Consider the following 10,825-nt stretch of genomic DNA (forward strand, 5'->3'; position numbering starts at 1 on the left):
AAATCAATCGGATGGCTCGGTTGCTAAAAGTATCCAGGTCCGGATATTACAAATGGATCGAATTGCAGAAAACCCGTCTGGAGCAGCCATATGTCGTGAAAAGCTAAAAGCCAAGATCCTGTACTTTCACAGCAAATCACACGGTGTCTATGGATCCCCACGGATCACCGCTGATCTTTTCGATGCTGGAATCAAATTGAACCACAATACGGTTGCCAGCTACATGAGAGACCTTGGTATTTGCGGATATCGCCACGACTCTTCAAGACCACCACCATCTCTGATCCTAAAGCAAAATACCCAGAAGACCTGGTAAAACGTCATTTCTCCCAGGAGAAACTAAACGCTCTCTGGACTTCGGATATCACATATTTGAAAATCGGAACCGGTGACGTCTACTTGAGCGCAATACGTGACGAGTGCTCATCTAGGGTGCTTGGTTGGCTCTAGCTTACAATATGAGAACCGAGATCGTGACAGACCCTTGTATCAAGCCGTAAAACTACGCAATGACCAGGTAAAAGGGACAATTTTACATACAGATCGAGGTGCACAATTCAGCGACCGCAAGGTAGTGGAGTTCTGCAAAAAAGCTGGGATTGTTCGTTCGATGGGACAGACTGGATCGTGTTACGACCACGCAACAGCGGAGTCATTCTGGTCTATCTTCAAACATGAGTACTTTTATCGACATGTCTTTTCCAATATGGAAGAACTGCGAGCTGGAGTCGAGTGGTACATCACTGGTACAACACCACCCGGCGACGCGAACAGAACAACTACCTAAGTCCAATAGCATTCGAAGTAGGATTACAACAAGCAGATAAAGCTGCGTGAGCGTGTCTACTTTCCTTGGGGAACCTCAAACCTGGCACGGTGCAACTGCACACAACCTGGCACGAATAGGTGCTATTACAGAAACTGTAATAACCACACCAAAGCTTCGACGGTGTTACTTTCAGATCGCAGGACATATCACTCGTTCAGCTAGAAAAGTAATACTGCATCTTGAAGAACACTGGCACTATAAGGATAAGTTCTTAGAGGCTCTTGATCGGATCAGAAAGTTTGAGATCGCCATCACCTGAACATCTGGATACCTAACACACTGAATATTACTTGAAGGAACTGCTCTAGAAGACAAGGGATTAGGTTACTATACCCAAAATGAGATTTCAGAATCTCAAAAATGACCAAAAAGGCTCAATCACAAAGGGAATAGGTCATATTTGGCACTCTGAAACCAGATTTAAGCCATAGACCCTCCGTCAAACCTAAATCAGTTCCAAAAAACCGACTTGGATTCACACCGAGGGGCTCAAGCTGGTCCATTTCTGTGGATTCAGGCTTACCAAGCTTGCCAGGTGGTCTTTAGTGACTGCGGCGCTCCGGGCAGCTTGACTTATGGCTGCACCTTCGCTTTAGCGCCTTGTCCCCTTCGGTGATCTTTTTGAAAGCCTGTTCGGGGGTATGCCTTTTGGACTTCACAACAATTTCCTCCATCTACATTATGGATACAAAGCTCACATTATTAGCGGATTAATTAAATGGAAGCCTTCCACTTGGTTGAAATTTACGGAAATCTACTTTGTTAATCTTTGATCGATGATGTATAGTTTGAATTAAGGGACAGACAGATGACCGACACACTTATTCGCCAGTGTGTATTTTGGGGTTTTTGCTCTTGTCCTGTGAACACTCCTAATCGCTTTTGGCAATTCGTCGTTGGCCGTCGTCTGTTTTTCATTTTTGTTCGTATTGATGGAGGATTTGGATGAGCGGATCGAGAGTTTTAGGGGAATTTCTAAGCGTGTGGTCAAGGTGGCACCTCAGGATCCACTTCGGCAAAGTTAGTTAGAATATACCCCTCGAACCGAGTTCTTTACAAGCGCTCTCTATCGCTCGGTCTATTCTCGGGATGGCTCTTATTTTGAATATAAACCTCAGGCTATTGTCCGTCTAGGCCAAATCGAAGATGCCTTGGCGTTGATAGATTTCTCTCGAAACGAGGGTATTCCAATTACATTTCGCGCAGGGGGTACATCTCTATCAGGTCAGAACCGTTGGAGAAGGAATTATCGGTGAACTTCGCACTGGCTTTAGAGGTATCTCGGTGCATGGTGGTGGGGATCTGGTATCCTTCGAGCCTGGTGTAACCGTCAATCAGGTGAATGCGAAGCTTTCTCCGTTTGGAAGAAAGATTGGACCGGATCCAGCCTCCAAATCGGCGGCGATGATGGGTGGAGTTCTCTCTAATAACTCCAGCGGCATGCAAGCAGGAGTGATACAGAACTCCTACCATACTCTTGTCTCGTTGGAGTTTGTGCTGTACAACGGCCACCGATATGACACCTCTAAAGCTGCAGATAGAGAGCGTTTTGGACGGGATGAGCCCAAGATTGTCAATGGGCTGCTTAGAATTCGCGACGCGATACGGTCAGATATCGAATTGCGCGATCGAATCAAAAGAAAATATCGTATAAAGAATGTAACAGGTTATTCGCTGAACTCCTTTTTGGACTTTGATGATCCATGCGACATCTTTTCTCACCTGTTGATTGGCGCCGAAGGTACGCTGGGGTTTATCGCTAAAGCGACCCTATCGACCCTTCCGATAGAGCCTTATCGGGCAAGTAGATTACTTTTTTTGCTTCCGACCAAGACGCGGCTAGGGCCGTTGGGGATCTAGCCGTTATCATCCGGCTGCGGTCGAGTTATTGGATTATGCATCTCTAACTTCGGTGGTTGGTCGTGTCGGCGTCCCTGCGGTGGTTGAGACGATACCGACTGGTTCTGCAGCGTTGCTTTTTGACCTAGCTGCCTCGAGCAGCGAGGCTCTTGAACTTTTGATCGAAGGCGCACAAAGGGTTTGTGGATGAGCTTGCATTGGTGGCAGATACTCCATTTTCGACTTCCGCCAAGGAGAGGGCTCAGTTGTGGTCTGTTCGAGACGGTATCTTTGCGAGCGTCGGTGGTGAAAGAGCACCAGGTACTACGTCATCTTGGAAGATGTAGCGGTGGAGCCAATCCATCTTGGTGAGTTGGTGTCGTCTTTGAACGCTTTGTTTGATCGATATGGATATGCGGGAGTTATCTTCGGCCATGCCAAAGCTGGGAACGTCCATTTTCTTGTCTGTGACGACATGTCCGATCAGTCTCGTGTCCTTCATTTTCTACATTTATGGACGAAGTGATCGACTTGGTGGTTGGACTTGAGGGGTCACTAAAGGCTGAACATGGAACCGGTCGAGCGGTTGCTCCTTTTGTAGAAAAGGAGTGGGGCTCAAAGGCCTATGGGTATCTCAAGGAGATTAAAACACTGTGCGATCCGTACGGTTTGTTGAATCCTGGTGTGATTATAAATGATAATCCTAATGTCCATCTGGAGAAAATTAAGGCCATCAAGATCATTGGGGATAACACAATTGACAAGTGTATCGAATGTGGTTATTGCGAGCATGTCTGTCCACCAGGTATGTCACATTGACCCCAAGGCAGCGTATCGTAGCCCATCGGAGCCATCTGTCTCTTTTGGCAGATGATGAAATTGATGAGGCTGAGCAAATGTGGCGCGAGTACGAATACGCCGGCCGAGATAGCTGTGTAGCAGATGGTATGTGTGCCACGGTTTGTCCAATGGGCATCAATACCGCAGATTTGGTGGATCACGACCGATCGATGGCAAAGACCAAGACCTCGCAGTTCGTCGCAAAGTTGGCAGCCGAGCGATTCTCGCTAATAGAAACAGCGACTAGAGGGGCATTGGTGGTCAACAAGCGCATTACGAAGGTTGTGGGGAATCGATCACTAGAGAAATTGAATACGCAACTTCGCAAGTTAGACATTGTTTTACCTAGCCCGCCGGTCAGTCTGGGAACTTCCATATCAATTGCGCGCCCAACGCTGCGACGTAGACCAGATGCCATCTATTTTCCATCTTGTGTCTCGCGGATGTTTGGCCAGGGCAACGTCGATGGTGCGTCTGTGGTTGATTTAGTTCTTAGGGTCGCCGGTCGAGCCGGAATTTACCTTGAGATACCAGAGGATGTCCAGGGAGTATGTTGCTCTCAACCATGGTCGCATAACGGCTACGAAGACGGAGCTTCGGTCTCGGCCAATAAGGCGGTCGATTCATTTTGGCGTTGGACTCGTTCTGGAGAGATCCCGATTATCTGTGACGTAACTTCATGTACGCATAGTCTCATGCAGGAGTTAGGACGGCAATCCTTTGGCGTTAGAGGTGATCTCTTGACCTCCGCCAATAGAGGCCATCATTCGGACCTTCAAATCAGGGGATCTTATAGTTTGGATTGAGGACTTGCTACCGCGTCTCGCGATTACTAATCGGTTAGATCGTGTTTTGATTCATCCAACTTGTGCCCTTACCCGGTGGGACTCTCTGAAACCGCGGTGGGAATTGCTCAGCAGCTAGCCAATGTTGTCGTAGTGCCTGAATCGGCGACGTGCTGTGGCGCCGGAGGCAATCGTGGAATGTTGTACCCCGAAGTAGTCAAGTCTGCTCTTCGGGACGAAGTTATGGAGTTGAAGGGCCTCGTCTTTGACGGTGCATTTTCTTTTGCTAGCACTTGTGAGGCAACTCTAAGCGATGAGTTGGGCGTCTCATTTGAGCCATTCATATCTCTTGTCGAACGTGCAACTCGGTAGATCTATGGCTATGCAGTTAGCGACGAAACTATTTTTTGGCTTGGTTGGCGCAAAGGGCGTAGCAAGCCCCGTTTAGATGGTCGGTAAGGCGATCCACGGCTAGGAGTTCGTTTCTTTCTTCTATTGCAAAGTAGATTCCATGGTGTTCCGAAGATATTCTCTGTTGGCCGAGAGCGTAACGAGCTTGAGCCATTGAGAGCCTTATCTCATCAAGAAGTGTTCTATAGAGTTCAATTAATCGCTCGCTATAGTGGCATCCACAAGGCTGGCGTGAAATGCGAGGTCGGTATAGGCAAAGACGGATGAGGGGGCATCTTCTGGCAATTCGGCAATTCATCGGCAGCCTTTAGTGCTGCCGATGGAGCCAAGTTGTTTTTGGCCAGATGGCGAACGACAGATGTCTCAATCTGAATTCGAACAAAATATAGATCCTCTATGTCGCTTTTGCTCAAATGTGGAACATAGGCAGGCTTGTTTTGGACGACGGCGTAGTAAGCCGTCATGAGTGAGAGATTGAATCGCTGACTTCGCCGTTGGACGTGAAACTCCATAGGTTGAAGCTACTTCCGTTTCGGTAACCAGAGACCCGGCTGGGATGTCTCCATCGAGGACTTTCGAGCGAAGCTCCTCGGTTAGTGCTTCAGAGATTGAGACCGTCTTTGAAATCACGCTCTTTCTGGCGTCGTCGTTCACTAGTATTTACCTTCATTAGCGCTTTACCTCAATGTTAGTAGTTGAATGAGGTCGCTAGGACTGATAGCTCGTAGTTGTGGACCGTATTCATGAAGGTAAATACTAGTGAACGACGACGCCAGAAAGAGCGTGATTTCAAAGACGGTCTCAATCTCTGAAGCACTAACCGAGGAGCTTCGCTCGAAAGTCCTCGATGGAGACATCCCAGCCGGGTCTCTGGTTACCGAAACGGAAGTAGCTTCAACCTATGGAGTTTCACGTCCAACGGCGAAGTCAGCGATTCAATCTCTCACTCATGACGGCTTACTACGCCGTCGTCCAAACAAGCCTGCCTATGTTCCACATTTGAGCAAAAGCGACATAGAGGATCTATATTTTGTTCGAATTCAGATTGAGACATCTGTCGTTCGCCATCTGGCCAAAAACAACTTGGCTCCATCGGCAGCACTAAAGGCTGCCGATGAATTGGCCGAATTGCCAGAAGATGCCCCCTCATCCGTCTTTGCCTATACCGACCTCGCATTTCACGCCAGCCTTGTGGATGCCACTAATAGCGAGCGATTAATTGAACTCTATAGAACACTTCTTGATGAGATAAGGCTCTCAATGGCTCAAGCTCGTTACGCTCTCGGCCAACAGAGAATATCTTCGAACACCATGGAATCTACTTTGCAATAGAAGAAAGAAACGAACTCCTAGCCGTGGATCGCCTTACCGACCATCTAAACGGGGCTTGCTACGCCCTTTGCGCCAACCAAGCCAAAAAATAGTTTCGTCGCTAACTGCATAGCCATAGATCTACCGAGTTGCACGTTCGACAAGAGATATGAATGGCTCAAATGAGACGCCCAACTCATCGCTTAGAGTTGCCTCACAAGTGCTAGCAAAAGAAAATGCACCGTCAAAGACGAGGCCCTTCAACTCCATAACTTCGTCCCGAAGAGCAGACTTGACTACTTCGGGGTACAACATTCCACGATTGCCTCCGGCGCCACAGCACGTCGCCGATTCAGGCACTACGACAACATTGGCTAGCTGCTGAGCAATTCCCACCGCGGTTTCAGAGAGTCCCACCCGGGTAAGGGCACAAGTTGGATGAATCAAAACACGATCTAACCGATTAGTAATCGCGAGACGCGGTAGCAAGTCCTCAATCCAAACTATAAGATCCCTGATTTGAAGGTCCGAATGATGGCCTCTATTGGCGGAGGTCAAGAGATCACCTCTAACGCCAAAGGATTGCCGTCCTAACTCCTGCATGAGACTATGCGTACATGAAGTTACGTCACAGATAATCGGGATCTCTCCAGAACGAGTCCAACGCCAAATGAATCGACCGCCTTATGGCCGAGACCGAAGCTCCGTCTTCGTAGCCGTTATGCGACCATGGTTGAGAGCAACATACTCCCTGGACATCCTCTGGTATCTCAAGGTAAATTCCGGCTCGACCGGCGACCCTAAGAACTAAATCAACCACAGACGCACCATCGACGTTGCCCTGGCCAAACATCCGCGAGACACAAGATGGAAAATAGATGGCATCTGGTCTACGTCGCAGCGTTGGGCGCGCAATTGATATGGAAGTTCCCAGACTGACCGGCGGGCTAGGTAAAACAATGTCTAACTTGCGAAGTGCGTATTCAATTTCTCTAGTGATCGATTCCCCACAACCTTCGTAATGCGCTTGTTGACCACCAATGCCCCTCTAGTCGCTGTTTCTATTAGCGAGAATCGCTCGGCTGCCAACTTTGCGACGAACTGCGAGGTCTTGGTCTTTGCCATCGATCGGTCGTGATCCACCAAATCTGCGGTATTGATGCCCATTGGACAAACCGTGGCACACATACCATCTGCTACACAGCTATCTCGGCCGGCGTATTCGTACTCGCGCCACATTTGCTCAGCCTCATCAATTTCATCATCTGCCAAAAGAGACAGATGGCTCCGATGGGCTACGATACGCTGCCTTGGGGTCAATGTGACATACCTGGTGGGACAGACATGCTCGCAATAACCACATTCGATACACTTGTCAATTGTGTTATCCCCAATGATCTTGATGGCCTTAATTTTCTCCAGATGGACATTAGGATTATCATTTATAATCACACCAGGATTCAACAAACCGTACGGATCGCACAGTGTTTTAATCTCCTTGAGATACCCATAGGCCTTTGAGCCCCACTCCTTTTCTACAAAAGGAGCAACCGCTCGACCGGTTCCATGTTCAGCCTTTAGTGACCCCTCAAGTCCAACCACCAAGTCGATCACTTCGTCCATAAATGTAGAAAAATGAAGGACACGAGACTGATCGGACATGTCGTCACAGACAAGAAAATGGACGTTCCCAGCTTTGGCATGGCCGAAGATAACTCCCGCATATCCATATCGATCAAACAAAGCGTTCAAAGACGACACCAACTCACCAAGATGGATTGGCTCCACCGCTACATCTTCCAAGATGACGGTAGTACCTGGTGCTCTTTCACCACCGACGCTCGCAAAGATACCGTCTCGAACAGACCACAACTGAGCCCTCTCCTTGGCGGAAGTCGAAAATGGAGTATCTGCCACCAATGCAAGCTCATCCACAACCCTTTGTGCGCCTTCGATCAAAAGTTCAAGAGCCTCGCTGCTCGAGGCAGCTAGGTCAAAAAGCAACGCTGCAGAACCAGTCGGTATCGTCTCAACCACCGCAGGGACGCCGACACGACCAACCACCGAAGTTAGAGATGCATAATCCAATAACTCGACCGCAGCCGGATTGATAACGGCTAGATCCCCAACGGCCCTAGCCGCGTCTTGGTCGGAAGCAAAAAAAAGTAATCTACTTGCCCGATAAGGCTCTATCGGAAGGGTCGATAGGGTCGCTTTAGCGATAAACCCCAGCGTACCTTCGGCGCCAATCAACAGGTGAGAAAAGATGTCGCATGGATCATCAAAGTCCAAAAAGGAGTTCAGCGAATAACCTGTTACATTCTTTATACGATATTTTCTTTTGATTCGATCGCGCAATTCGATATCTGACCGTATCGCGTCGCGAATTCTAAGCAGCCCATTGACAATCTTGGGCTCATCCCGTCCAAAACGCTCTCTATCTGCAGCTTTAGAGGTGTCATATCGGTGGCCGTTGTACAGCACAAACTCCAACGAGACAAGAGTATGGTAGGAGTTCTGTATCACTCCTGCTTGCATGCCGCTGGAGTTATTAGAGAGAACTCCACCCATCATCGCCGCCGATTTGGAGGCTGGATCCGGTCCAATCTTTCTTCCAAACGGAGAAAGCTTCGCATTCACCTGATTGACGGTTACACCAGGCTCGAAGGATACCAGATCCCCACCACCATGCACCGAGATACCTCTAAAGCCAGTGCGAAGTTCACCGATAATTCCTTCTCCAACGGTCTGACCTGATAGAGATGTACCCCCTGCGCGAAATGTAATTGGAATACCCTCGTTTCGAGAGAAATCTATCAACGCCAAGGCATCTTCGATTTGGCCTAGACGGACAATAGCCTGAGGTTTATATTCAAAATAAGAGCCATCCCGAGAATAGACCGAGCGATAGAGAGCGCTTGTAAGAACTCGGTTCGAGGGGTATATTCTAACTAACTTTTGCCGAAGTGGATCCTGAGGTGCCACCTTGACCACACGCTTAGAAATTCCCCTAAAAACTCTCGATCCGCTCATCCAAATCCTCCATCAATACGAACAAAAATGAAAAACAGACGACGGCCAACGACGAATTGCCAAAAGCGATTAGGAGTGTTCACAGGACAAGAGCAAAAACCCCAAAATACACACTGGCGAATAAAGTGTGTCGGTCATCTGTCTGTCCCTAATTCAAACTATACATCATCGATCAAAGATTAACAAAGTAGATTTCCGTAATTTCAACCAAGTGGAAGGCTTCCATTTAATTAATCCGCTAATAATGTGAGCTTTGTATCCATAATGTAGATGGAGGAAATTGTTGTGAAGTCCAAAAGGCATACCCCCGAACAGGCTTTCAAAAAGATCACCGAAGGGGACAAGGCGCTAAAGCGAAGGTGCAGCCATAAGTCAAGCTGCCCGGAGCGCCGCAGTCACTAAAGACCACCTGGCAGCTTGGTAAGCCTGAATCCACAGAAATGGACCAGCTTGAGCCCCTCGGTGTGAATCCAAGTCGGTTTTTTGGAACTGATTTAGGTTTGACGGAGGGTCTATGGCTTAAATCTGGTTTCAGAGTGCCAAATATGACCTATTCCCTTTGTGATTGAGCCTTTTTGGTCATTTTTGAGATTCTGAAATCTCATTTTGGGTATAGTAACCTAATCCCTTGTCTTCTAGAGCAGTTCCTTCAAGTAATATTCAGTGTGTTAGGTATCCAGATGTTCAGGTGATGGCGATCTCAAACTTTCTGATCCGATCAAGAGCCTCTAAGAACTTATCCTTATAGTGCCAGTGTTCTTCAAGATGCAGTATTACTTTTCTAGCTGAACGAGTGATATGTCCTGCGATCTGAAAGTAACACCGTCGAAGCTTTGGTGTGGTTATTACAGTTTCTGTAATAGCACCTATTCGTGCCAGGTTGTGTGCAGTTGCACCCGTGCCAGGTTTGAGGTTCCCCAAGGAAAGTAGACACGCTCACGCAGCTTTATCTGCTTGTTGTAATCCTACTTCGAATGCTATTGGACTTAGGTAGTTGTTCTGTTCGCGTCGCCGGGTGGTGTTGTACCAGTTGATGTACCACTCGACTCCAGCTCGCAGTTCTTCCATATTGGAAAAGACATGTCGATAAAAGTACTCATGTTTGAAGATAGACCAGAATGACTCCGCTGTTGCGTGGTCGTAACACGATCCAGTCTGTCCATCGAACGAACAATCCCAGCTTTTTTGCAGAACTCCACTACCTTGCGGTCGCTGAATTGTGCACCTCGATCTGTATGTAAAATTGTCCCTTTTACCTGGTCATTGCGTAGTTTTTACGCTTGATACAAGGCGTCTGTCACGATCTCGGTTCTCATATTGTAAGCTAGAGCCCAACCAAGCACCCTAGATGAGCACTCGTCACGTATTGCGCTCAAGTAGACGTCACCGGTTCCGATTTTCAAATATGTGATATCCGAAGTCCAGAGAGCGTTTAGTTTCTCCTGGGAGAAATGACGTTTTACCAGGTCTTCTGGGTATTTTGCTTTAGGATCAGAGATGGTGGTGGTCTTGAAGAGTCGTGGCGATATCCCGCAAATACCAAGGTCTCTCATGTAGCTGGCAACCGTATTGTGGTTCAATTTGATTCCAGCATCGAAAAGATCAGCGGTGATCCGTGGGGATCCATAGACACCGTGTGATTTGCTGTGAAAGTACAGGATCTTGGCTTTTAGCTTTTCACGACATATGGCTGCTCCAGACGGGTTTTTCTGCAATTCGATCCATTTGTAATATCCGGACCTGGATACTTTTAGCAACCGAGCCATCCGATTGATTT

19 protein-coding genes are annotated in these 10,825 nt (G+C 47.9%); 11 read left to right on the top strand and 8 right to left on the bottom strand.

The window, feature by feature from the left end; translation table 11 throughout:
• The 10 genes from ACIDITHRIX25_RS000000103970 to ACIDITHRIX25_RS000000104015 form a co-directional block, all read left to right on the top strand.
• A partial coding sequence (locus tag ACIDITHRIX25_RS000000103970; protein WP_213333508.1) for an IS3 family transposase occupies positions 1 to 316 on the top strand: 316 nt, incomplete at its 5' end.
• A 168-nt stretch (positions 317 to 484) separates the two neighbouring features.
• The gene (locus ACIDITHRIX25_RS000000103975) at positions 485 to 787 is read left to right on the top strand and encodes an integrase core domain-containing protein (RefSeq protein ID WP_201732156.1); all 303 of its coding nucleotides are present in this window, start codon (positions 485 to 487) and stop codon (positions 785 to 787) included.
• Between the two features lie 52 nt (positions 788 to 839).
• Positions 840 to 1,088 (top strand): hypothetical protein, encoded by a 249-nt coding sequence (locus tag ACIDITHRIX25_RS000000103980; RefSeq protein WP_201732157.1) that lies wholly within the window; start codon positions 840 to 842, stop codon positions 1,086 to 1,088.
• A 989-nt stretch (positions 1,089 to 2,077) separates the two neighbouring features.
• A complete protein-coding gene (locus ACIDITHRIX25_RS000000103985) occupies positions 2,078 to 2,689 on the top strand; it encodes an FAD-binding oxidoreductase (RefSeq protein ID WP_283770460.1) in 612 nt (203 codons plus the stop codon).
• 28 nt (positions 2,690 to 2,717) lie between these two features.
• Positions 2,718 to 2,879, top strand: a complete 162-nt coding sequence (locus tag ACIDITHRIX25_RS000000103990; RefSeq protein WP_201732159.1) for a hypothetical protein — start codon at positions 2,718 to 2,720, stop codon at positions 2,877 to 2,879.
• The gene (locus ACIDITHRIX25_RS000000103995; RefSeq protein WP_201732160.1) at positions 2,872 to 3,015 is read left to right on the top strand and encodes a hypothetical protein; all 144 of its coding nucleotides are present in this window, start codon (positions 2,872 to 2,874) and stop codon (positions 3,013 to 3,015) included. The genes ACIDITHRIX25_RS000000103990 and ACIDITHRIX25_RS000000103995 overlap by 8 nt, the downstream gene beginning before the upstream one ends.
• Positions 3,016 to 3,017: 2 nt before the next feature.
• Complete coding sequence (locus tag ACIDITHRIX25_RS000000104000; RefSeq protein WP_213333509.1) at positions 3,018 to 3,194, top strand: FAD-linked oxidase C-terminal domain-containing protein; 177 nt, start codon at positions 3,018 to 3,020, stop codon at positions 3,192 to 3,194.
• Positions 3,195 to 3,202: 8 nt separating this feature from the next.
• On the top strand, positions 3,203 to 3,487 hold the full coding sequence (locus tag ACIDITHRIX25_RS000000104005; RefSeq protein WP_283770461.1) for an FAD-linked oxidase C-terminal domain-containing protein: 285 nt from the start codon (positions 3,203 to 3,205) through the stop codon (positions 3,485 to 3,487).
• A complete protein-coding gene (locus ACIDITHRIX25_RS000000104010; protein WP_201732163.1) occupies positions 3,484 to 4,314 on the top strand; it encodes a (Fe-S)-binding protein in 831 nt (276 codons plus the stop codon). The genes ACIDITHRIX25_RS000000104005 and ACIDITHRIX25_RS000000104010 overlap by 4 nt, the downstream gene beginning before the upstream one ends.
• Before the next feature lie 75 nt (positions 4,315 to 4,389).
• Positions 4,390 to 4,665, top strand: coding sequence for a (Fe-S)-binding protein (locus ACIDITHRIX25_RS000000104015; RefSeq protein ID WP_201732164.1), 276 nt, complete (start codon positions 4,390 to 4,392; stop codon positions 4,663 to 4,665).
• A 28-nt stretch (positions 4,666 to 4,693) separates the two neighbouring features.
• Here the strand turns inward: ACIDITHRIX25_RS000000104015 and ACIDITHRIX25_RS000000104020 are convergent, their stop codons facing one another.
• Positions 4,694 to 5,002 carry a GntR family transcriptional regulator gene (locus ACIDITHRIX25_RS000000104020; protein WP_201732165.1) on the bottom strand — a complete coding sequence of 103 codons (309 nt, stop codon included), beginning with the start codon at positions 5,000 to 5,002 and terminating at the stop codon, positions 4,694 to 4,696.
• 65 nt (positions 5,003 to 5,067) lie between these two features.
• Positions 5,068 to 5,358, bottom strand: a complete 291-nt coding sequence (locus ACIDITHRIX25_RS000000104025) for a GntR family transcriptional regulator (protein ID WP_201732166.1) — start codon at positions 5,356 to 5,358, stop codon at positions 5,068 to 5,070.
• A gap of 105 nt (positions 5,359 to 5,463) precedes the next feature.
• On the opposite strand from ACIDITHRIX25_RS000000104025, the gene ACIDITHRIX25_RS000000104030 reads away from it, so the two are divergent.
• Positions 5,464 to 6,036, top strand: coding sequence for a GntR family transcriptional regulator (locus tag ACIDITHRIX25_RS000000104030; protein WP_201732167.1), 573 nt, complete (start codon positions 5,464 to 5,466; stop codon positions 6,034 to 6,036).
• A 120-nt stretch (positions 6,037 to 6,156) separates the two neighbouring features.
• Here ACIDITHRIX25_RS000000104030 and ACIDITHRIX25_RS000000104035 read toward each other — a convergent pair whose 3' ends face one another.
• The 6 genes from ACIDITHRIX25_RS000000104035 to ACIDITHRIX25_RS000000104060 all read right to left on the bottom strand — a co-directional run.
• Positions 6,157 to 6,618 (bottom strand): (Fe-S)-binding protein, encoded by a 462-nt coding sequence (locus tag ACIDITHRIX25_RS000000104035; RefSeq protein ID WP_201732168.1) that lies wholly within the window; start codon positions 6,616 to 6,618, stop codon positions 6,157 to 6,159.
• Between the two features lie 25 nt (positions 6,619 to 6,643).
• Entirely contained in the window at positions 6,644 to 6,835 is a 192-nt protein-coding gene (locus ACIDITHRIX25_RS000000104040) for a hypothetical protein (RefSeq protein WP_201732169.1), read from the bottom strand.
• Between the two features lie 143 nt (positions 6,836 to 6,978).
• Positions 6,979 to 9,048 (bottom strand): FAD-binding and (Fe-S)-binding domain-containing protein, encoded by a 2,070-nt coding sequence (locus ACIDITHRIX25_RS000000104045; RefSeq protein WP_201732170.1) that lies wholly within the window; start codon positions 9,046 to 9,048, stop codon positions 6,979 to 6,981.
• 684 nt (positions 9,049 to 9,732) lie between these two features.
• On the bottom strand, positions 9,733 to 9,969 hold the full coding sequence (locus tag ACIDITHRIX25_RS000000104050) for a hypothetical protein (protein WP_201732171.1): 237 nt from the start codon (positions 9,967 to 9,969) through the stop codon (positions 9,733 to 9,735).
• Positions 9,970 to 9,984: 15 nt separating this feature from the next.
• Entirely contained in the window at positions 9,985 to 10,266 is a 282-nt protein-coding gene (locus tag ACIDITHRIX25_RS000000104055) for an IS3 family transposase (RefSeq protein WP_201732173.1), read from the bottom strand.
• Positions 10,267 to 10,322: 56 nt separating this feature from the next.
• Positions 10,323 to 10,825, bottom strand: a 503-nt coding sequence (locus ACIDITHRIX25_RS000000104060; RefSeq protein WP_213333513.1) for an IS3 family transposase, incomplete at its 5' end; no start/stop codon positions are given.

This window comes from Acidithrix sp. C25, from assembly GCF_904848545.2.